Annotated in this window: 20 protein-coding genes and 1 tRNA gene; 11 read left to right on the top strand and 10 right to left on the bottom strand. The window is 74.4% G+C overall.

Annotated features, from left to right (window positions below; translation table 11 throughout):
* Positions 1-23 precede the first annotated feature (23 nt).
* From ACZ6EM_RS38815 to ACZ6EM_RS38805, 3 genes are read left to right on the top strand one after another with little or no spacing between them, the layout of a single operon-like run.
* Positions 24-557, top strand: a complete 534-nt coding sequence (locus ACZ6EM_RS38815) for a PadR family transcriptional regulator (protein ID WP_401053006.1) — start codon at positions 24-26, stop codon at positions 555-557.
* Positions 554-1,240 (top strand): ABC transporter ATP-binding protein, encoded by a 687-nt coding sequence (locus ACZ6EM_RS38810; RefSeq protein ID WP_401053009.1) that lies wholly within the window; start codon positions 554-556, stop codon positions 1,238-1,240. The genes ACZ6EM_RS38815 and ACZ6EM_RS38810 overlap by 4 nt, the downstream gene beginning before the upstream one ends.
* Entirely contained in the window at positions 1,237-3,585 is a 2,349-nt protein-coding gene (locus tag ACZ6EM_RS38805) for an FtsX-like permease family protein (protein WP_465774524.1), read from the top strand. Before ACZ6EM_RS38810 ends, ACZ6EM_RS38805 begins: the two co-directional genes overlap by 4 nt.
* A gap of 130 nt (positions 3,586-3,715) precedes the next feature.
* On the opposite strand, the gene ACZ6EM_RS38800 is transcribed toward ACZ6EM_RS38805, so the two are convergent.
* The 5 genes from ACZ6EM_RS38800 to ACZ6EM_RS38780 form a co-directional block, all read right to left on the bottom strand.
* Positions 3,716-4,798 (bottom strand): PLL family lectin, encoded by a 1,083-nt coding sequence (locus ACZ6EM_RS38800; RefSeq protein ID WP_452179265.1) that lies wholly within the window; start codon positions 4,796-4,798, stop codon positions 3,716-3,718.
* A gap of 179 nt (positions 4,799-4,977) precedes the next feature.
* A complete protein-coding gene (locus ACZ6EM_RS38795; protein WP_465774523.1) occupies positions 4,978-6,309 on the bottom strand; it encodes an RNA polymerase sigma factor in 1,332 nt (443 codons plus the stop codon).
* On the bottom strand, positions 6,282-6,701 hold the full coding sequence (locus ACZ6EM_RS38790; RefSeq protein ID WP_401049898.1) for a YciI family protein: 420 nt from the start codon (positions 6,699-6,701) through the stop codon (positions 6,282-6,284). The genes ACZ6EM_RS38795 and ACZ6EM_RS38790 overlap by 28 nt, the downstream gene beginning before the upstream one ends.
* 148 nt (positions 6,702-6,849) lie before the next feature.
* Positions 6,850-8,358 (bottom strand): SDR family oxidoreductase, encoded by a 1,509-nt coding sequence (locus ACZ6EM_RS38785; RefSeq protein WP_401049901.1) that lies wholly within the window; start codon positions 8,356-8,358, stop codon positions 6,850-6,852.
* Between the two features lie 472 nt (positions 8,359-8,830).
* Complete coding sequence (locus tag ACZ6EM_RS38780; protein WP_401049903.1) at positions 8,831-9,478, bottom strand: hypothetical protein; 648 nt, start codon at positions 9,476-9,478, stop codon at positions 8,831-8,833.
* Between the two features lie 235 nt (positions 9,479-9,713).
* Between ACZ6EM_RS38780 and ACZ6EM_RS38775 the strand changes: the two genes are divergently transcribed.
* The 3 genes from ACZ6EM_RS38775 (at position 9,714) to ACZ6EM_RS38765 (ending at position 12,164) form a co-directional block, all read left to right on the top strand.
* A complete protein-coding gene (locus ACZ6EM_RS38775; protein ID WP_359915091.1) occupies positions 9,714-10,451 on the top strand; it encodes a DUF4232 domain-containing protein in 738 nt (245 codons plus the stop codon).
* Positions 10,452-10,554: 103 nt separating this feature from the next.
* The gene (locus ACZ6EM_RS38770) at positions 10,555-11,172 is read left to right on the top strand and encodes a TOPRIM nucleotidyl transferase/hydrolase domain-containing protein (protein ID WP_452179262.1); all 618 of its coding nucleotides are present in this window, start codon (positions 10,555-10,557) and stop codon (positions 11,170-11,172) included.
* 332 nt (positions 11,173-11,504) lie between these two features.
* Positions 11,505-12,164, top strand: coding sequence for a polysaccharide deacetylase family protein (locus ACZ6EM_RS38765; protein ID WP_401056535.1), 660 nt, complete (start codon positions 11,505-11,507; stop codon positions 12,162-12,164).
* Between the two features lie 7 nt (positions 12,165-12,171).
* Here the strand turns inward: ACZ6EM_RS38765 and ACZ6EM_RS38760 are convergent, their stop codons facing one another.
* Complete coding sequence (locus ACZ6EM_RS38760) at positions 12,172-12,882, bottom strand: hypothetical protein (RefSeq protein ID WP_452179261.1); 711 nt, start codon at positions 12,880-12,882, stop codon at positions 12,172-12,174.
* A 308-nt stretch (positions 12,883-13,190) separates the two neighbouring features.
* Here ACZ6EM_RS38760 and ACZ6EM_RS38755 point away from each other — a divergent pair.
* Both ACZ6EM_RS38755 and ACZ6EM_RS38750 read left to right on the top strand, forming a co-directional pair.
* Positions 13,191-13,261, top strand: a tRNA-Cys gene (locus tag ACZ6EM_RS38755).
* Positions 13,262-13,546: 285 nt separating this feature from the next.
* The gene (locus ACZ6EM_RS38750; RefSeq protein WP_401052141.1) at positions 13,547-13,801 is read left to right on the top strand and encodes a hypothetical protein; all 255 of its coding nucleotides are present in this window, start codon (positions 13,547-13,549) and stop codon (positions 13,799-13,801) included.
* Between the two features lie 270 nt (positions 13,802-14,071).
* On the opposite strand, the gene ACZ6EM_RS38745 is transcribed toward ACZ6EM_RS38750, so the two are convergent.
* Positions 14,072-15,559 carry a purine-cytosine permease family protein gene (locus tag ACZ6EM_RS38745; protein ID WP_465774522.1) on the bottom strand — a complete coding sequence of 496 codons (1,488 nt, stop codon included), beginning with the start codon at positions 15,557-15,559 and terminating at the stop codon, positions 14,072-14,074.
* A gap of 236 nt (positions 15,560-15,795) precedes the next feature.
* Between ACZ6EM_RS38745 and ACZ6EM_RS38740 the strand changes: the two genes are divergently transcribed.
* Together ACZ6EM_RS38740 and ACZ6EM_RS38735 are read left to right on the top strand one after the other, a co-directional pair.
* Positions 15,796-16,008, top strand: a complete 213-nt coding sequence (locus tag ACZ6EM_RS38740) for a hypothetical protein (protein ID WP_380552140.1) — start codon at positions 15,796-15,798, stop codon at positions 16,006-16,008.
* Positions 16,009-16,213: 205 nt separating this feature from the next.
* The gene (locus ACZ6EM_RS38735) at positions 16,214-16,576 is read left to right on the top strand and encodes a hypothetical protein (RefSeq protein ID WP_401052136.1); all 363 of its coding nucleotides are present in this window, start codon (positions 16,214-16,216) and stop codon (positions 16,574-16,576) included.
* 209 nt (positions 16,577-16,785) lie between these two features.
* On the opposite strand, the gene ACZ6EM_RS38730 is transcribed toward ACZ6EM_RS38735, so the two are convergent.
* Both ACZ6EM_RS38730 and ACZ6EM_RS38725 read right to left on the bottom strand, forming a co-directional pair.
* Positions 16,786-17,319 (bottom strand): hypothetical protein, encoded by a 534-nt coding sequence (locus ACZ6EM_RS38730; RefSeq protein ID WP_452179258.1) that lies wholly within the window; start codon positions 17,317-17,319, stop codon positions 16,786-16,788.
* A gap of 168 nt (positions 17,320-17,487) precedes the next feature.
* Positions 17,488-18,081: a transglutaminase-like domain-containing protein gene (locus ACZ6EM_RS38725; protein ID WP_401052132.1), complete on the bottom strand. Its 594-nt coding sequence runs from the start codon at positions 18,079-18,081 to the stop codon at positions 17,488-17,490.
* Positions 18,082-18,293: 212 nt separating this feature from the next.
* Here ACZ6EM_RS38725 and ACZ6EM_RS38720 point away from each other — a divergent pair, with 212 nt between their 5' ends.
* Positions 18,294-18,794 (top strand): hypothetical protein, encoded by a 501-nt coding sequence (locus ACZ6EM_RS38720; protein ID WP_401052130.1) that lies wholly within the window; start codon positions 18,294-18,296, stop codon positions 18,792-18,794.
* Between the two features lie 25 nt (positions 18,795-18,819).
* Here ACZ6EM_RS38720 and ACZ6EM_RS38715 read toward each other — a convergent pair whose 3' ends face one another.
* Complete coding sequence (locus tag ACZ6EM_RS38715; protein ID WP_465774521.1) at positions 18,820-20,250, bottom strand: RICIN domain-containing protein; 1,431 nt, start codon at positions 20,248-20,250, stop codon at positions 18,820-18,822.
* Between the last annotated feature and the right edge of the window lie 280 nt (positions 20,251-20,530).

Below are 20,530 nucleotides of genomic sequence, written 5' to 3'. Positions count from 1 at the left end.
CATGGTGTGTATAGTCCTTGATCATGTCACTCGGACAGATGCTCCTCGGGTTCCTGGAAGCCCAGCCCCGCCACGGATACGACATCAAACGCCTCTACGACGAGCACTTCGGGCGCGACCGCTCCCTGCACTACGGGCAGGTGTACGCGACGCTCTCCCGGCTGCTGAAGAACGGCCTGGTCGTCGTGGAGGGCGTGGAGGCCGGCGGCGGCCCGGACCGCAAGCGGTACGCGATCACCGACGCCGGAGTCACCGACCTCGCCGACTGGCTCACCCAGCCGGAGGACCCGCAGCCGTACCTGCAGAGCACCCTCTACCACAAGGTCGTGCTCGCCATCCTGACCGGACGCTCCGCCGCCGACGTCCTGGACACCCAGCGGGCCGAACACCTGCGGACCATGCGCGAACTGACCCGCCGCAAGCTCGCCGGCGACCTCGCCGACGAACTGATCTGCGACCACGCGCTGTTCCACCTGGAGGCCGACCTGCGCTGGCTGGAACTGACCGCCGCCCGCCTCGACGACCTCACCGCCCGCCTCACGGAGACCCCACGTTGACCAGCGCCGGACCCCTGCTCACCGCCCAGGACCTGCACAAGTCCTTCGGCCTCACCCCGGCCCTCGCCGGCGCCTCGCTCACCGTCGCCGCCGGCGAACTCGTCGCCGTCATGGGCCCCTCCGGCTCGGGGAAGTCCACCCTGCTGCACTGCCTCGCCGGCATCACCCGCCCCGACCGCGGCACCATCGGCTACCAGGGCCGTGACCTCACCACCTGCACCGACGCCGAGCTCAGCGCCCTGCGGCGCACCGAGTTCGGCTTCCTGTTCCAGTTCGGCCAGCTCGTCCCGGAACTCTCCTGCCTGGAGAACGTCGCGCTGCCGCTGCGCCTGAACGGCATGCGCCGCAAGGCCGCCGAGGCCCGCGCCGGCGAGTGGCTGGAACGACTGGAGGTCACCGACGTCGCCGCCAAGCGCCCCGGCGAGGTATCCGGCGGCCAGGGCCAGCGGGTGGGGGCCGCCCGCGCCCTGATCACCGGCCCCAAGGCGGTGTTCGCCGACGAGCCGACCGGCGCCCTCGACACCCTCAACGGCGAACGCGTCATGAAGCTGCTGACCCTCGCCGCGCGCGAGACCGGCGCGGCCGTCGTCCTGGTCACCCACGAGACGCGGGTCGCCGCCTACGCGGACCGCGAGGTCGTCGTCCGCGACGGCCGCACCCGAGACCTGGCGGGCGCCCGGTGAGCGCCGCCGACCCGAAGGTCCGCCGGCCGGCCCTGGACCAGCTCGCCCTCGGCGCCCGACTGGCCGTCACCAGCGGACGGGACGGCTGGGGCCGACTGCTGCTCACCGCCTGCGGCGTCGGCCTGGGAGTGGCCCTGCTGCTCTTCACCGCCTCCTTCCCCGGCATCGTGCACCACCGCGACCAGCGCCTGTACACGCAGAACGACACCTTCCAGGACGAGGACCTGCCCACCCCCGGCGACCGGACGGTCCTCGTGGCCGTCGCCGACACCACCTTCCACGGCACGCCCGTCCGCGGCCGGATCGTCCAGCCCGAGGGCCCGAACGCGGCGCTCCCGCCCGGGGTGGCCGCCTACCCGAAGCCCGGCGAGATGGCCGTCTCCCCGGCCCTGGCCGACCTGCTGAAGGACCCCGCCAACCAGCTGCTGCGCGAGCGCCTGCCCCACCCCGTGGTCGGCACCATCGGCCCGGCCGGGCTGCTCGGACCCGGCCAGGCCGACTTCGTGCTCGGCGGCGACCGCCTCTCGGTGGACACCGGCGCCGTCCGGATCACCGAGTTCGGCCACTTCTCACCGCCCAAATCCATGGACCCGAAGCTGATCCTGCTCAACGCCGTGGGCCTGACGGTGATGCTGGCCCCGGTCGGGGTCTTCCTCGCCGCCGCCGCGCGCTTCGGCGGCGAACGGCGCGACCGCCGGCTCGCCGCCCTGCGGCTCGGCGGCGCGGACCGCCGGATGACCGCCCGGATCGCCGCCGGGGAGTCCCTGGTGGGCGCGGTGCTGGGCCTGGCCGCCGGCGCCGCGCTCTTCCTGATCGGCCGACAGGCGATCGGACGGATCCGGCTCGCCGGATTCAGCTTCTACCCCGAGGACGTCGCACCGCAGCCCGCCGTCGCCGCCGCGATCGCCGTGGTCGTGCCGCTCATGGGCATCGGCGTCACCCTGCTCGCGATGCGCCGGGCGACCGTCGACCCGCTCGGCGTGGTCCGCCGCTCCGGCCCCGGCCGGCGCCGGATCGGATGGCGCCTGATGCTGCCGCCGGCCGGCCTGGCCCTGACGGTGTTCGCCCTCGCGCTCTTCGACCCGGTGAACGGCACGCGCGGATCGCTCCTCGTGGCGGCCGGCGTGATGCTGACGCTGATCGGCGTCTGCACCCTCCTGCCGTGGCTGGTGGAGGCCGTCGCCCGACGGGCCGGCGGCGGCGGCCTGTCCTGGCAACTGGCCACCCGCCGCCTGCAGTTGGGCTCGGGACCGGCCGCCGCGGCGGTCAGCGGCGTCGTGGTGGCGATCGCCGGCGCGATCGCCCTGCAGACGCTCTTCCTCGGCATCGGCGCACAGTACGAGGGCATCACCCGGGACGTGCCCGCCGCCGGGCCGTACCAGCAGTCGGTGTCCTTCCCCGGCGGCGCGCCCACCGCCGACGGCATCGCCGAACGCCTGGCGCGCAGCGCCGGGGTCAAGGCCACCGCGGCGTACACCGAGTTCTCCCTGGAGAGCGGGACGGCCAGGTCCTGGCAGCTGCCCTCGGTCCGGATCGCCTCCTGCACGGTGCTGCGCGGCTTCGCGACCCTGCCCGACTGCAAGGACGGCGACGCCTTCGCGGTCCAGGGCCCGGCCGGGCGGCCGGACGCCGAACCGGTCCGGCCCGGGACGACCGTCCACGCCGCCTACTTCCGGGGCGCCGGCGAGCCGGCCCCCTTCCCGCTGCCCGCCGTGACGGCCACCGTCACCGCCGTCGAGGGCGCGGACCCCAACGGGCGGCTCGGATCCGGCCTGCTGCTGCTCACCCCCGCCGCCGTGCCGGCCGAGGCGCTGCGCGGACAGCCGGCGACCGTCCTGGTGTCGCTCGCCGACGACCTGACGGACCCCAAGGAGCAGCTGACCACCGCCGTGATGGCGATCGACCCGCAGGCCCGCACCGGGTTCCCGCTCGACAACACGCTCGACCCCACCTACCTCGCGGTCAAGCGCCTGCTGACGGCGGGATCGGCGGTCACCCTCCTGCTGGTCTCCCTCAGCCTGCTGGTCGGCCAGCTGGAGCGCTTCCGGGAACAGCGCCGCGTGCTCGGCGTGCTGAACGCCGTCGGCACCCGCCGCCGCGTCCTGGGCCTGTCGGTGCTCTGGCAGACGCTGCTCCCGATGGCCCTGGGCCTGGTGCTGGCGGCCGTCGGCGGCCTGCTGACGGGGGCGGTCCTGCAGTACGCGGCGGGCGTCCCGTGGAACGTGGACTGGGGCTCGATGCTGGCCATGTCGGGAATCGCGGCCGGCGCGGTCCTCCTCACCACCGCCCTCGGACTGCCGCAACTCCTGCGGCTGATGCGGCCCGACGCGCTGCGCTACGAGTAGCCCGGATCCCGCGCGGCGCCCCGACGCACCCCGGCCGGTCCCCGTGAGGGGCCGTCTCCCGCGCCGGGGCGGGAGACGGCGGCACGGGGGCGGCGGCACGGGAGACGGCCGGGGAGGCGGCCCGGGACGGTCAGCCGCCGACGGCCGATCCGTCCGCGACGGGCCGCCAGGGGGAGAGGTCGACGGCGCTCTGGACGTAGCCGGCCCGGTCCCAACTGCCGTTCGCGTGACGGATGGTGTGGTAGAGCGAGCCGCTGTTGGCGCAGGTCTCGAAGAGCAGCTGCAGCTCGTTGTTCACATTGGCGCCGTCGGCGCCGCACACGTAGAAGGGCTGGGTGAGGATCTGCTGGCCGATGGGCCCCCAACCGGCCCAGTTCCCGTCGGAGTTGCGGATCGTGTGGTAGACGGCGATCTGGCTGTTGTTCACCACGGCGACCTGCAGCGCGCCGTTGATGCCCACCGCGACCACGTCGTGCGGCCAGCCCCAGGGGGAGGGGGTCCCGGCCGCGCCCATGATGTTGCCCCAGCCGGCCCAGGTGCCGTCCGCGTGCCGGATGGTGTGGAGCACGCTGCCGTCGTTCCACATGGTGGCCACGATGTGCAGTTCGCCGTTCACCTCGGCCGTCGCCAGGCTGAAGTACTTGTCCGAGCCGAGTCCCGGAGGGGCGCTGATCGCTCCCCAGGGCTGCCAGCTCCCGTCCGGGTTCTCGACGGTGTGGACGAGCCGGCCCGTGGGGTCGATCGCCGCCAGCTGGACCCGGCCGTTCACCATGGCCGCGCCGGCCGTGCCCAGCTGGAAGTACTCGCTGGAGACGGGCAGTTCCGCCAGGCCCTGCATCGGGGTCGGCGCGGACCAGCTGCCGTCGGGCTGCTGCGTCGACTGGACGAACTGCACGCTCATCGGGCCGGAGCTCCGGAGCCCGAACAGCCGCAGCCGCCCGGAGTCGACGACGGTCGTCCAGTACCGGAAGCCGCCGAACTGCGGGATCTCCCTGGCCGCGTCCCAGGTGCCGTCCGGTGCCCGGCGGGTCTGGACGACCTTCCACGGATCGGCGCGCAGCATCAGGTTCAGCCCGGCCGTCGGGGCGGCGTCGCTCCCGGTCGAGCGGGGCGCGGCCCCGGCCGGCGCGGCCGTCGTCACGGTGGCGAGCGCCACCGAGGCGGCCAGCAGCGAAGCGACGCGTACCCGGCGTCGGCGGGTGGTCCTCAGCACGACACAATCCCCCTGTTCAGGTGGCCCCGATCGGGCCAGGTGCTGTCATACCAGAGCCAGGAGAGCAAGGGGAAGCGGAAATTCCGCCGGCCGCGGCCGCGGCCGCGGCCGCTGGCGGTGGCGGTGGCGGTGGCGGTGGCGGGGGCGGGGGCGGGGGAGGGCGGCCCGGCAGGCAGGCGTCACCCCAGCGCGGCCGCCTTGCGCAGCAGCACCGACCGCTCGGGGGCGTTGCGGCACAGGCGGGCGGCGAGTTCCAGCTCGGCACGGGCCTCGGCGGTGCGGTCGAGGCGGAGCAGCAGTTCGCCGCGCACGCCGGGGAGCAGGTGCGACCCGGACAGGCGGCCGGAGGCGGCCAGGTCGTCGACGATGGACAGCGCCTCCCGCGGTCCGCCCGCCATCGCGACGGCCACCGCGCGGTTGAGGTCGACGACGGGGGAGGGGGCCACCCGGCCGAGCGCCTCGTACAGGAGCACGATGCGGTCCCAGTCGGTCTCCGGCACCGAGGGCGCCGTCGCGTGGCAGGCGGCGATCGAGGCCTGCAGACCGTACGGTCCGAGGCCCCGCCCGAGGGCGGCGGCGCGGCCGAGCGCGGCCAGACCGCGCCGGATCGCGGAGCGGTCCCACCGGCGCCGGTCCTGGTCCTCCAGGAGCACCGCCTCGCCGTCGGGCCCGGTGCGGGCCGGGAAGCGCGCGGCGGTGAGCTCGAACAGCGCGAGCTGGCCGTGCACCTCGGGCTCCCCGGGCAGCAGGGCGGCCAGGACCCGGGCCAGTCGTACGGCCTCGTAGGCGAGGTCGGGGCGCAGCAGGTGGTCGCCGGCCGTCGCCGTCGAGCCCTCCGTGAAGACCACGTACAGGACGCTCAGGACGGCGCCGAGCCGCCCCGGCCGTTCCTCGGGCGGCGGCAGCTCGAACGGCACGCGGGCGGCGGCGATCGTCTTCTTCGCCCGGGTGATGCGGGCCTGCACGGTCGGTACCGGCACGAGGAAGGCGCGGGCGATCTCCTCGCTGGACAGGCCGCCCACCACGCGCAGCGTGAGTGCCACCCGGGCCTCGGGCGACAGCACCGGGTGGCACGCGACGAACATGAGGGACAGGACGTCGTCGTCGACCCGGTCCGGGTCCCACGGCAGATCGTCGGGCGGCCCGGGCAGGCCGGCCGCGCCCGAGCTGGACCGGCCGTCGGCCAGCCGGCCGGCGAGCACGGCGTACCGCTCGTCGAGGGCCGACCTGCGGCGGAAGGCGTCGATGGCCCGCCGCCGCGCGGTCGCCAGCAGCCAGCCCACCGGGTTGGCCGGCGCACCGTCGCGCGTCCAGGTGACGAGTGCCTCCGCCAGCGCCTCCTGCGCGACGTCCTCGGCCAGGGCGAAGTCCCCGGTGTACCGGGCCAGCGCCCCGACGATCCGTGCCGACTCGATCCGCCAGACGGCCTCGACGGCCCGCCGCGCCGACTCGGCGACCGGCGGGCCGTCGGTGGCCCCGGCTGTCACAGCTGGCCGGTCCGCTCGCGCCACGCCCGCTCCTTGACGATCCACTCGTTGTCCTGCGGGAACTCCTCGATGCCCGGCACGCGGCGGACCTCGCACTTCGAGCCGGGCAGCGCCGGGAGGCGCTTGGCCCACTCGACGGCCTCCTCCTTCGAGGCGACATCGATCACGTAGAAGCCGCCGAACAGCTCCTTCGTCTCGCCGTACGGTCCGTCGGTGACCACCGGGGTCTCCCCGCTGAAGTCCACCACCACGCCCTGCGAGGGGTCGTCCAGCCCCTCGGCGGCGACGAGCACGCCCGCCCGGATCAGCTCCTCGTTGAAACGGCCCACCGTTTCGAGCATCTCCTCGAACGGCGTCTCCATCATCTTCGCGACGGACTCGTCGGTGCCCCGCATGATCAGCATGTACTTCGCCATCTCCGGCCTCCTCGTTCGGGGGTCGCCTCTCGACCCTTCCGGTCCCAGGTCGAACGGCGCGGTCGCGGATCGACACGGTGGACGGACCTGGATCATTTTCTTCGCGGCGGACGCCCGCGCCACATCGGGGGCCGGGGGCCCGGCCGGATCAGGGCTGCCGGCGGGCGCGTTCGGTGATGTTGCGGGCCATGCCCCCGAACACCACGGTGTGGAACGGCGCGACGGCCCACCAGTACGCGTGTCCGGCCAGGCCGTGCGGGTGGAACAGGGCCCGCTGCCGGTACCGGGTGCCGCGGTCCCCGTCCGGTGCGACGGAGAGTTCGAGCCAGGCCAGCCCGGGCAGGCGCATCTCGGCCCGCAGGCGCAGCAGCCGGCCGGGTTCGATCTCCTCGACGCGCCAGAAGTCCAGGGAGTCGCCGACCCGCAGCCGGGCCGGGTCGCGGCGGCCCCGGCGCAGTCCGACGCCGCCGACCAGGCGGTCCAGCCGGCCGCGCAGGGCCCAGGCGAGCGGGAAGGAGTACCAGCCGTTGTCGCCGCCGATGCTCTCGATCACCCGCCAGACGGCGGCGGGCGGCGCGGTCACGGCGCGTTCCCGGACGTCCTGGTAGAGGCTGCCGCCGGCCCAGTCGGGATCGGTGGGCAACGGGTCGCTCGGGGCGCCGGGCAGGGAGGCGGAGGACCAGCGGGTGGCGACGTCGGCGTCCTTGATCCGGCGCAGGGCGAGCGTGACGGCCCGGTCGAAGCCGGTCAGGCCCTCCGGCGGGTCGGGCACCCAGCGGGCGATGTCGTGCTCGCCGCAGACGACCTCGTGGCGCAGGGACTCGACGAGGGGGCGGGCGATGGAGTTCGGCACGGGGGTCACCAGGCCGACCCAGTGGCTGGAGAGGCGGGGGGTGAGGACCGGCACGGGGACGATGAGACGCCGGCGCAGCCCGGCGATGCGGGCGTAGCGCCGCATCATCTGCTCGTAGGTGAGGACGTCGGGGCCGCCGAGGTCGAAGGTGCGGTTCAGCCCGGGCGGCAGGTGGGCGGCGCCGACGAGGTAGCGCAGGACGTCCCGGACGGCGATCGGCTGGATCCGGGTGGAGACCCAGCGCGGGGTGACCATCGCGGGCAGGCGTTCGGTGAGGTGGCGCAGCATCTCGAAGGAGGCGCTGCCGGAGCCGATGATCACGGCGGCGCGCAGTTCGGCCGTGGGAACACCGCCGGCGCGCAGGACGCGGCCGACCTCCGCGCGCGAGCGCAGGTGGGGGGAGAGGTCGGCCTCGGGCACCCCGGCGGGGACGAGGCCGCCGAGGTAGACGATCCGGGTGACGCCGGCGGCCGCCGCGGCCGCCGCGAAGGCGCGGGCGGCCTCCCGGTCGGTCGCCTCGAAGGAGGGTCCGGTGCCGAGCGAGTGGACGAGGTAGTAGGCGACGTCGACGCCGTCGAAGGCCCCGGCGAGGGTGGCGGGGCGGGTGACGTCCCCGGTGGCGGTCTCCACCCGGGCCCGCCAGGGCTGGTCGCGCAGCCGCCGGGGATCGCGCACCAGACAGCGCACGGTGTGCCCGCGGGCGAGCAGTTCGGGCACGAGCCGGCCGCCGATGTAGCCGGTCGCCCCGGTCACCAGGCAGCGCAGCGGGGCGGGCCGCAGCGGGTCGGGTCGCAGCGGTTCCATGTCGACTCCTCCTCCGGAAGCGGCACCCGCGGGGTTTCCGCAGGGCCGGGCCTCCGCCGGGCCGGGCGGAATGACGCAACCAGCGTCGCGCACGGTGTTCGGAGCCGGCGCGACGACGGATGGGCCGGCGCCGTGGCCGTCACTCCCGCGCGGCACCTCGTCCCGCGGCTCCTGGTGGAGCCGCCCGGGCTCCGTCCGGTGCCCGGGCGGCAGGTAGTCCTCGTCCGGTTCCACGTTCCCGCACCAGTGGGCCCGGCGCGCCCGCTGCGGCTCCCGCAACCACCCGGGCCGGGCCAGGGCCGGTTCGCGGACCCGGCGGGGGCCGGGATCGTCGCGGTGGACGCGACGGCGTACTCCTCGGGCGGCCGGTCGCACAGCTTCTCGGCGAGCCCCGGCCCCGTCCCCTGCCCCGGCCCCGGCCCGCGGCCCCGCCCTCGGCCCCTGCGCCCGGGACCGGAGGGCGGGGCGGCGCTCAGTGGCAGACCAGCTTGTTGCGGGCGAGTTCCTGCACGGTGCCGGGCGAGACCGGGGTGTCGCAGGAGACCGTGCCCTCGATCTCGGCGTCGAAGGTGCTGTAGACGGGGTGGTACCCGAAGACGTAGGCCCAGCGCCCCTTGCTCGGGTCGCTCCCGATGGGCCCGTCGACGACGCAGGTGAAGGCGTCGGCCGTGCCCTGGACGCGGTGGGTGCCCTTGAAGACCGCGTAGTCGCCGGGGCGGGAGAAGTTCAGGGTGATCTTCTGGGACCAGCTGCTGGTGGTGGACTTGCCGGTCTGCACGGAGAAGCCGACCTTGACGGAGACCTTCGCGAAGAGCGCGCCCGCCGAGGCGCTGATCTCGGTCGAGGCGTTGAACGTGGTGCTGACGGCCTGCACCTCGGAGACGGTGGTCTCGATGGAGCCGGTGGTGCCCGGGGCGATGGTGATGCCCTTCCAGTGCGTCAGTACCGGGTCGACGGTGGCGGTCGCGACCTCGAACAGCTGGGTCTGCGGCACGCGCGGGTCGCACGGGTCGTTCAGCGAGTCCGCGTGGGCGGTGCCCGCGCCGAGCGCCGACGCCGCCGCGGTCAGGACGGTGAGGGCGGCGGGTAACGCTGTTCGCCGCATGAACGTGTTCGTCAAGGGGACTCCTCGGGGGAGGGATGTGTCGGACCGTCATGCTACCGACACACGGAACGGCCCATCGGGGCCGAGCGGTCCATCGCCCGCTGCCCGCAGCACATCTGACCGAATGTCACGATCTGATCTTCATCCTGTCCTGACGATTGTGACGCTGTGCATGCCACCAAAAGCCGTCGACCGACCGTCCTGTGAGGTGTCCACGCACATCAGCACGCACCGTCATCGGGGAGCCACCATGTCCGTCCGCCACCGTCACCAGCTGCTCGCCTCCGCCGCCCTCGTCGTCGGAGCCGGCCTCGCGCTGACCGCCTGCGGGCCCGACAACACCGACACGGCCGGCGGCCCGGGGGCCTCCGCGGCCGCCACGGTGGCCGTCACGCCCCCGACGGCGGGCGGCCCGGCCTCCGGCGCCCCCACGGGCGCACCGGCCACGGGAGCGGCGACGAAGCCCGCCCCGCAGAAGCCGTCCGGCGCGAGCACCCCGGGCGGCACCAAGTCCGACGGGGGCAGCGCCGGCGCCGCCGCCCACCCGTGCGACATCAAGAACCTCTCGATCAAGGTGACGGCCCGAGCCGGGGCGGCCGGCCAGCGGGTGATCGAGGTGCGCAACACCGGTGCGAGCGCCTGCAGCCTGAGCTCCTCCCCGGGGGTCGACCTCGGCGACTCCGTCTCGCCCGACCAGAGCAAGAACGTCAAGCCGATACTCGCCAGCGGCACCGAGCGCTTCACGGTCCCGGCGGGGCAGAACGCCTACGCGGTGATCGACCTCGACCCGAGCGGCGCCACCACCGGCACCACCCCCGGCATCAACGAGATCAACGTGCTGGCCGACGACGAGGGCACCAACATGCCCCTCGCGAACACCCAGAACTTCCCGCTCGACAGCGGCGTGCGGGTGCTGAACCCCAAGATGGGCAACTACCGCTCCAGCGTGGCGGACGCCGTCGCCTCCATGACGGCCGCCCCCAAGTAGTCCCGGAACCGGCCCGGCCGGCACGGCGGCATCCGTCGCCGCGGCCGGGCCGGGCGGCGAAAACCCCGCGCCCGGCCGGCCCGGGCGGGGGCAGAATCGCCCCATGACGGACATGCGGGTGTTCCGGGAGGCGGTCATCGGCTGGGCCGCGGGTGCGGACGGCGGGCCGGCGGGCGAGCTGGCAGACCGGCTTCGGGTACGGACGGCGGTACTGCTGGAAGGCCCGAGCGACCTCGCGGCCGTCGAGGCGCTGGCCGCCCGCCACGGCCGGGACCTGGCCGCCGAGGGGGTGTGCGTCGTCCCGATGGGCGGGGCGATGAGCGTCGGCCGATTCGCCGGCCTGCTCGGGCCGGCTGGACTGGGCCTGCGCCTCGCCGGGCTGTGCGACGAGGGCGAGCAGGGCTTCTACGAGCGCGGTCTCGAACGCGCCGGCGGTCCGTGCGACGGGATCTTCGTGTGCACGGCGGACCTGGAGGACGAGCTCGTCCGCGCGCTGGGCGTGCCCCGGGTCGAGGAGATCCTCCGGGCCGAGGGCGACCTCCCGGCCTGGCGGACCTTCGTGCGCCAGCCCGCCCAGCAGGACCGGCCGCCGCACCAGCGCATGCGCCGCTTCCTCGGCACGAAGAAGGGCCGCAAGATCCGCTACGGCCGCGTCCTGACCGAGGCCCTCGACCCGCAGCGGGTCCCCGCCCCCCTCCAGGGCCTGCTCCAGCACCTGTGACGGCGCCCCGGTCCCGCCCCGGCCATCGCCGTCGCCATTGCCATCGCCGTCGCCGTCCTTGTCGACAACGTCATCGTCATCAGGGCTGTCCGGCCGGTCCCCCGGCGGGCCGCTCCCGATCCGGCATCCGGGTGAAATGAAGCGGAGTCGCCTGGCGCGAATGGAAGCGGGGTCCGACGCTGCCAGAATGCAATTTCCTCGGGTCCACCTGCACAGGCGGTGCCACCGGACAGCTGGAGCGGAACATGCGAATCATTCGACCACGCAATAGTCCGGAAAGGGAGACCGGCGCAGGCGCGGGAAGCCTCCCGTGGACACTCATGTATCACTCGGTGACGTCGACGGTCGAGGACCCCTATCTGATCACCGTCGATCCCGCGCGGTTCCGCCGCCAGCTGCGCTGGCTGTCCGCCCGCGGGCTGCGCGGGGTGTCGGTGGGCGCCCTGATGCGTTCCCACCGGGACGGCACCGCGGCGGGCCTGGTCGGGCTCAGCTTCGACGACGGGTACCGCGACTTCCTGGAGGAGGCCATGCCCGCACTGGCGGAGTACGGCTTCACCGCGACGGTCTACGTGGTGGCCGGCCGGCTCGGCGGATGCAACGACTGGGACCGACAGGGCCCGCGCAAGCCGCTGATGACGGCGGACGAGGTCCGTGAAGCCGCTGCCGCCGGGGTGGAGATCGGCTCGCACGGGCTGACCCACCGGCGGCTGGCGGGCCTGGGCGCGCGGGACCTCGCCGCCCAGGTCACCGACAGCCGCCACGTGCTGGAGGACCTCACGGGCCGGGAAGTCGGCGGGTTCTGCTACCCGTACGGCTCGCTCGACGACGCCGCGGTGGAGGCGGTGGAGCAGGCCGGCTACGCGTACGGGTGCGCGGTCAGCCCCGGGCCCCACAGCGGGGTGTACGCGCTTCCCCGATGTTACGTCGGAGACCGGGACGGACCACTGCACCTGACCGCGAAGCTGGTGCGCGACCGCTGGCGGCGCTGACGGCCGCTCAGCGGCCGGCGGCGGCGGGTTCCGCGGCGGGTTCCAGGCGCAGCCAGGACTCGTGCCACAGCAGGGCGCAGCGGCGGTCGCAGCCGGTGGGGGCCGGCTCGCCGCCGCAGCGCAGGCCCTGGAGGATGAACCAGCGCCCCCCGGTGGGGTGCTGCCACCAGGCCAGGGACCGGTGACGCAGCTCGGTGGCGCCGTGACGGGTGCCGGCGTGGCGCTCCATCCCCGGCTGGAAGGGGACGCCGTGCAGGCGCCCGTCGGAGCCGAGGGTCGCGTGGATCTCCGCGAGGCTGCGCACCGTCGCCCACAGGGCGACCGGCCGGGCGGCGGGGACCGGCGCGGGGGCGGACTCCAGCCATTCGTCGCGGAACAGCAGCGCGCACTCCATGCCGCAGCCCTGGGTCCCGTCGGCGCCGTGGCAGGTGGCGCCGGCCAGGGCGACGGTGCCCGACAGGCGCCGCACGCGGTAGTGGTCGTCGATCATGCGGCGCACGACGCGTTCGACCTGGTAGACGCCGCCGCAGAACGACCATTGGCTCCGGGTGAACCACAGGCCGCGGTGGCGGTCCTTGGCGTCCAGGGTGGCGCGCACCACGGCCTCGTCCTTCACCCGGACCCAGTCCCCCTCGGCGAAGCGGGAGGGACGGCCGGGCGCCGGAATGTCGGCGCGGCGCTCACGCAGGCCTTCGCGGGCGATCCGCGCGCGACGCACGACACCGAGCGGTGGAAGGTCGCGCAGGGGCAGACTCTTGTACTGGCACCGGTTCGTGGCGGATTCGCCACGCAGCTCCGTGATACGGGTGAACCGTGATTCCTCGACGGCCATCAATGAAATCCCATCGGGTTGGAGATATCGGCACAGGCTAGCGCAACATGACTTTCCCCGTGTCGGCCCCCGGGCCCTTTCGGCGCCATGTCGAGAGAAATAACACTAGAAGCATTAAGAGCCTTCCGGAGTGAAAATCCAGCACTTCCGGAGAGTTCCGGTTCATACGTGTGTAATGTTTCCACCGTTGTCGAGGTGGAGTGGCCGAGTGGCGAGGCGACGGTTTGCAGGACCGTTCAGACGGGTTCGATTCCTGTCTCCACCTTTTCTCCTGTCCGCCGGTGCCGGGGTGCGTCCCGCCGGTCGCCCCCGTGTCGGCCGGCGGTCCGTCAGCCCACCGCAGGAACAGCAGCCCGGTTGCCGCCCCCGACCGGACGGCGAGGCCCGGGCCGGGGGCCTCCCCGGGAGTGCTGACCCGGCATCAGCCCCGGCGGCTCCGGGCCGCCCGGCCGCGCACGGCAGGCCGCCGCTCACCGGCCCGCAAGGCCCGCCGACCCGCGATGGGAGCCCGGCGCCGACGGCGGTCCCCGACCGTGGCATGCTGCCCGGCATGACCGACAGCCCGGACACCGGAGCCCCGGACGGGACCCGATCCTTCGCCACCGCGCGCGAGCCGGCCGAGTTCCCCGCCGTCGGGGTCCAGGGGGTGCCCGGTGTCCTGCACGCCGGGGACCTGAGCCGCGGCAGGCCCCGCACCCTGTGCGGGCTCCGCTGCTTCACGGTCTTCCTGTGCCACTTCGAGCCCGGGGACCCGGCCTCGTGCCGGAAGTGCCGGGCCCTGGTCGAGGCCGCGCCGTCCCGGTAGGGCGGGAAGGGGTGTCCGCACGGACCTGCCCGCCGCGCCGGGGCGCGCGGATCGCGATCCGGAACACCGGCCCGGGCCGAGGGCGCCGACCACCAGGGCCTCGTCCAGCGCCTCGTCGTCCTGCCCGACGACGGCCGCGCCCGCACCGCCCCGTCGCCTGACCACGGCATCTGCGGCATCTGCGGCACCGAAAACCGGACCGCCCGGGTGCCGACTCGGTGGAGCCGGCACCCGGGCGGTCCGGGGCGTACGGGGGTTCGCGCCGTGCGGTCAGACGGTGACCCGCTCGGTGCGCTCCGCCGGGACGTCGGCGGGCTGCTCGGCGGTGGCGGAGGCGGCGGGGGTGTTCTCCCGGGGCGCGGGGAGCACGGCCATGATCGCGCCGGAGATCACGATGGTCGCCGCCCAGGCGAGCCCGTACTTGCCGATCGGGGTGTCGGAGAACGGGCCGGCGAACCAGTCGCACTTGGTGAAGGCGAGCCCGATCAGCAGCGCGAGCACCCAGGAGACCATCGCCTGCCAGCAGAAGCCGGCCTTGTACCAGTACGGGCTGTTCCTGCTGGTGTCCATCAGCGCGGCGGCGTCGTAGCGCACCGCACGCGACCGGCGGCGGAACATGTCCACCGCGTAGACGCCGATCCAGGCCGAGAAGGAGACGGCGAGCAGGATCAGGAAGGTGATGAAGGAGCCCAGGAAGCTCTTGGCGACCAGCATCAGCAGCAGGCCGCCGACCAGCGAGATCACGGCGTTGATGCTGACGGCCGTGGCGCGCGGCAGCTTCACGCCCATGGTCTGCGCGGTGAAGCCGGCCGAGTACATGGAGAGGCTGTTGATCAGCAGCATGCCCACGATCGCGGTCAGCAGGTAGGGCACGGCCAGCCAGGTCGGCAGCAGGTCGCCGAGGAAGGAGACCGGGTCCGCGGCCTGTGCCAGGCCGGGCGAGGCCACCGCCATCACGGCGCCCATCAGCACCATCGGCACCATCACCAGGCCGGCGCCGGAGACCGTCACGCCGACGATCTTCCGGCCGGAGGCGGAGTGCGGCAGGTAGCGGGCGAAGTCCGGGCCGGTGGGGACCCAGCTGATGCCGCCGGCGGCGATGGTCCCGATGCCGGCGATCATCATCGCGGTGGTGCCCGCGGGCTTGGAGAAGACCTCGCTCCAGTTCATGGTCGCGATCAGGTAGCCCAGGACCAGGACGCTGAAGACGCCGAAGAGGTACGTCGACCAGGTGTTGCAGACGTTCAGCGCCTTGCGGCCCATGCCGGAGACCAGGAAGGTGCAGGCGACGAAGGCGAACAGCGTGATGACGATCAGCGCGGTGTTGCTCTTGACGCCGAACATCAGGTCGAGGACGGTCAGCACGGCGTAGGCGCCGGTGACGGCGTTGATCGTCTCCCAGCCGAACCGGGCGACCCAGAGGATCGCGCCGGGGAAGAGGTTGCCGCGCACCCCGAAGGTGGCCCGGGAGAGCGTGGCGCCCGGGGCGCCGCCCCACTTCCCGGAGACCGACAGCACGCCGACCATGCCGAAGGAGGCGAGTGCGGCGCACGCGGCGACGACCAGGACCTGCCAGAAGTTCAACTGGTTGAACACCACCAGGGCCGCGCCCATGGTGAGGAGCAGGACGCTGATGTTCGCCGCGACCCAGGTCGGGAAGAGCTCGCGGACTCTGCCCCGGCGCTCGTGGTCCGGGACGGGTTCGATACCGCGGGTCTCTATCGCGCCGTCGACGTCGACGGTGGACAGGTTGTCCATGAGGGTGGCTCCGTGCGTGTGAAGCGGGAGAATGAAACGGGCAAATGGAACATTTATGGAACTCTTCGCGCGTAGCGCGGGAGTTCAGCCATCCTACTTTGTCCACTTCGTTACGGGTTCGGCCCAGCGGCCCAGCGGCCCGGCGCCCGCGCCCACCTCGGCGGCGCGGCTTCCGCCGCGGCCTGTTCACCGCCCGCCGGGGTCGGCAGACTGACAGCCGGGAGAGAGGAGCCGAGATGGCTGTCACGTTCGCGGGGGCCGACACCCGCCCGATCGGCACCATGACCTGCGACCACGGGTGCGGTGCCGTCTTCCACGACGGCAGGGCCGAGACCGACGGCCCGCTGATCCACCAACGGGCCGCTCTCGCGGGCTGGTTCTACCCCTGCCCCGCACCCGGCGTGCAGATCGACGTCTGCCCCGGCTGCCAGCCCTACGACGGCTACTGACCCGGTGCGGGCGGCGGAGGGATCCCGCACCGCCCGGCGCTGTGCGCCGTCCTGGGGGCGCGCCCCGGTCGTGCGTACGCCCCCGGCGCCGCCTCCGGAGGCCGGAACCGCCGGTCACCACCCCCGGCGGGCCGGATTCTCCCCCGCGCAGGGAAGTTGACCCGTTCCCCCCACATCGCGGTGCGTCGTGGTGCATGATCGCAACGTGAGCACCTGGTGGGACAAGCGCCGCAACGCCCGGCTGGCAGAACTGGCGTCCATGCTGGAGTTCTTCGGCGCCGAACCCGTCGAAGACCCCGGCGTCGGCGAACTCGCCCATGCCGCCGCAGCCCTCGCCGAGGAGTACCGCGCCAGCGACCGCGGCCAGGCCATACACCGCGCCGGCGAGCTGCTGGAACAGGCCGCCGCCGCACTGCACACCGCCGACCGCCTGCGCGGCACCCTGCTCCCCGTCGTCAACCACCACCTGCGCGCCGCCGCCGCGGCCCTGTCGCACGCCCGCGCCTGCCTGCACGCCCAGGTGATGGCGGGCACCGCCCGCCCCGGCCCGGCACCGGAAGCCGGCTGACCCACCCCGCTCGCGCGGGGCGACGCGTTCACTGCGCCGCCCCACCGCACGGATCGCCCTGCTCGGCGGCCGCGCCGCCCGCGAAACCGTCGCCCGCAGCGACAGCGGCCCGTACGGAGGCGGCCCGTACGAAGGGTCCGGCGCGGCCACCTCCAGCAGCGACTACTGACATCCCTCCGTCAGGACCGCCGGTGCGGTGGCCGGACCGCTCAGTCCCACGGGCTGGTGGGCACCGGGCCGGGTGCGACGATCGCCGCGATCCCGCCGTCGCGGGCCAGGCCCTCCCCGACCTGCCCCCAGCCTTCCGGGACGCCGAAGGTCAGCAGGTCGGCCCGGTGCTCCTCGTCGCGGAGGAGCTCGACGTGGCCCTCGCAGAGGTCCTCGGTGCCCCGTCCGGCCGGCGGGCCGCCGAAGTGGCGGCGTCCGCCGGACCGCGGCGGAAGGGCCCGGTCAACGCCGAGAGCGAGCAACGCGGCCACGGCCGCCGTGTCGGGGGCGGTGAGCGGCCGGGCGCGCAGCGCCTGCCAGAGGAGGAGGAGAACCAGGCCCAGGTAGGCCGGCGCGGCGATCCACATCAGCGCGACACGGTGGCGCGCGGACACCCCGCGCGGCCTGGTGGCGAGGCCCACCAGGGCGATGACCGGCATCAGGGCCATCAGGGCCATCAGGACGGCGGTGACGGCCAGCGGCCGGTTCACGGCCCACGCCCGCCGCACCAGCTCCGAGGACCTGCCGACCCACACCGTGCGACGTCCTTCTCCGCAGCCGCTCCGGTACCTCCTGCGCAAGAACACCATGGCCCGCAGCCGGCGGACGGGCACGCCGCCGGGCCGCGTGCCGGCGCCCCGTAACGTCCACGGGCGAATCCCCGGACGACCGGCCGCCTGCCGCGCCTACGACGTTCGGGCGCCTCACCCGGGGCCGGGCGACGCCTCGCCCGGGAGTTCGGACGGCAGGTGGTCGTAGCCGAATCGGCCGGGCACCGCCCGGGCGAGCGCCCGGACCAGCGCGGCCGGCGGTGCGGCGAAGACCCCGGGGTAGTCGCGCTCGCCCCGCTCCGGCCGGACCGGCCAGGCCAGCCGTTCCCGGTCCAGGTCGTACCGCGCGTCGACCCCCTCCCGGTTGCCCCGGGCGTCCAGGCGGGACCAGCGGCCGTCCAGGTGCACGGCGTTGAGGGCGTGCAGCACGAATCCGCCCTCGCCGTCCTCCAGCCGCTGGTAGCACAGGCCGGTCGGCACGCCCTGCGCCCGCAGCAGCGCGGCCAGCAGGTGCGACTTGCCGTGGCAGATCGCGTTGCGCGCGGCCAGCACCTCGGAGGCGCGGAACGCCCCGCTGTACGCGCCCGCGTCCGCGGAGTGCGCCACCCGGTCGCGGACGTGGTGGTACGCCGCCTCCGGCGCGGCCAGCTCGGCGGCCAGCCGCCGCAGCTCCGGGTGCTGATGGTCGATCACCTCGTCCGCCCCGAGGTAGGCGGCGAGGTCGTCGGTCTCCGGTTGCAGGATCATGCCGCCCACGGTGCCGGGCGCACCGTCCACCGCGGGCGGAATTCCACCCCCTGGACAGGCGGCAGGGGACAGGGGACAGGGCCCGGGGCCGCACTGCCCGCCTTGCCCGGGTGGCGGGGCGAACGGCAGGGTACGGGCAGCCGTGGCCCCGCCTCGTCCCCGCGGGCACCGCTCGTCCCCGCCCCGCATCTCCGCTCCGGAAGGCACCCGCGATGACCGACACCACCCGCCCCGCACCCGGCCCCGCCGTTCCACCCGTCGATCCGCACGCCCAGGGGGAGCCGGACGACCGGGAGCAGGGGCTGCTCGGCGACGTCCGGCACCGGGTCCGCCTCCGGGCCGCCGGGACGGGCCCGCGCGCGATCGCCCAGGCCCTCGCCGCCGCCCGGAGGATCGAGCGCACCGCCTACCGGCACACCGGCGCCGGGGAGGAGGAGGCCGCCCTCCACGCGGCCACCGCCCGCGACGAATGGCAGCGCGTCCACGACCACGTCGCCGCCACCGCCTCCCCGCTCTACGACCCGGACGACGACCCCGAACTCCAGCGGGCCCTGGGCCGTGAGCGCCACCGACGGGAGGTCGCCGCCCGCGCCCGCGAGGCCGCCGGCCTCGACCGCCTCACCGACGGCGACCACCAGCCGTCCGCGACCACCCCACCGGCACCCTCGGCCCGGCCCTGCTGCTGCACCGGGTCGTGCCGCGCCGGGGCATGAGCCGGCCGGGGCGCTACGGCGCGGGTCAGGCCGGGACGAGGTCCCACAGCTGGTCGGGGGTGCCGGCGGCGGGTGCCTGGGTGACCGCTCCTCCGGCCCGGGCGGGGGAGGTGAGGGCGAGGCCGGAATTGGCGTTGGTGATGGTGTAGCCGCTGGTGCGGTCGCCGCGGACGCGGAAGGCCTGGTTGGGGCTGGACATCCGTGACACGTCGGCGGGGTCGACGGTGACGGCGGTGCAGTGGAACTGGATCAGGGGGGTGCCGGCGGTGGTGCTCGACCCGGTCACGTCCAGGCACTGGTCGCTGTGCACCGGGCGCAGGTTCCAGCCGCCCAGGGCGGCCCTGAAGGTGAAGGCCTGGTTGGGGTTCCCGGTGGGGGAGAAGCCGAGCAGGGGTGCCTGGTCGGCGACCGAGGAGCCGGAGACGTCGAGGTAGAGGCCGGTGGAGCGGTTCACGACGCGGTAGCGCTGGTCGAGCTTCGGGTCCTCGAAGCCGTAGGACGTGGGCAGGAGGTAGGAGCCGCGCCACGTCGAGTCGGCGTAGTACTGGCGCCGGTACCAGTCGGCGTAGTCCGGTCGGCAGGAGCCGCCGCGGTGGATCTCGTCGTCGTACGGGCAGTAGGCCTCGAAGACCTGCTGCTTGCGGGCCTGCGCCGGGCCGTCCAGGTTGGGGGCCGACTCCCGGGCCAGGTAGTCCCGGTAGTAGGTCATGCGCGGCCAGGTCCCGCCGCGACGGTTCAGGGCGCCGAGCAGCAGCCTGGTCGTCGCGACGTGGTCGGGGTGGAAGTTCCCGTCCATGGAGCTCCGCTGGTGGTCCGCCGACGGATCCTCGGTGTTGATCACGGTCGGCCCGTAGTCGTCGATGACGCCCTGGACGAAGGCGAGGACCTGCTCGCGGCTCAGCCGCTGCTGCACCGGCGCGTCCGCGCCCGGGACGGGCCAGGCCTCCCGGCCGTCCGCGTACAGCGCCCACAGCTGGCCCTTGAACATCGTGCCGGCGTCGTTGGACGCGGCGGCGTCGGGCACGCGCAGCTCGACCGTGGAGATCCGGCCGCCCAGCGACCAGGTCGTCGCCCGCACGCCCGCCGCCGAGTAGGGCGCGTGCTGCCAGTCGCCGGGGATGCCGGCGGCCGCCCGGTAGGCCTCGCGGTCGCCGGCCTCACGGCTTTCCATGTAGGCGTACTTGTCGGCGTCCGTGGGATGCGCCGCGACGTCGTCCCGGCTGTAGTACGAGCCGACCAGGAACAGGGTCCGCACGCAGACGTCGGGGTTCGCCAGGTCGTGGATCAGGTCGGGGGTCAGGAAGAGCAGGTCGTCGTCGTGGTGGGCGACCACGTCCAGCACCCGGCCGCCCGAGCACGGTGCGGCGGGCGCCGCGCCGGCCTGCGGGGCGGCCACGACTCCCGCTGCCAGCAGGACGGTCGACAGGACGCCGGAGACCCGGCCGGTGAATCGCACAATCTCCCCCTCGGTGCCTCGGTGCCGCGGGGCACCGGGCCGGGATGCTCCCGGCAGCACCACGCATCATCCGTCAACGCACGGACCGGCGGGGGCACGTCGGCGGGGTGTGGCGGGGGTCTCAGTAGCGGCCGGTCGGTGGTGACCCGGTGTGACGGCGGCGGGCCCGTCAGCGATGCCGCCGAACCCGGGGCGGTGAGGGCGCTCACACACGGATGCGATGAACGACGACGGCTAGCAGTGTCCGTTATGCCCGTCTTCTGCCACGGGGCGGAACGTG

It is taken from the genome of Kitasatospora sp. NPDC041917, assembly GCF_055589745.1.
The sequence above is the reverse complement of the archived record's forward strand: the minus strand, read 5'-3'. Positions and strand labels throughout refer to the sequence as shown.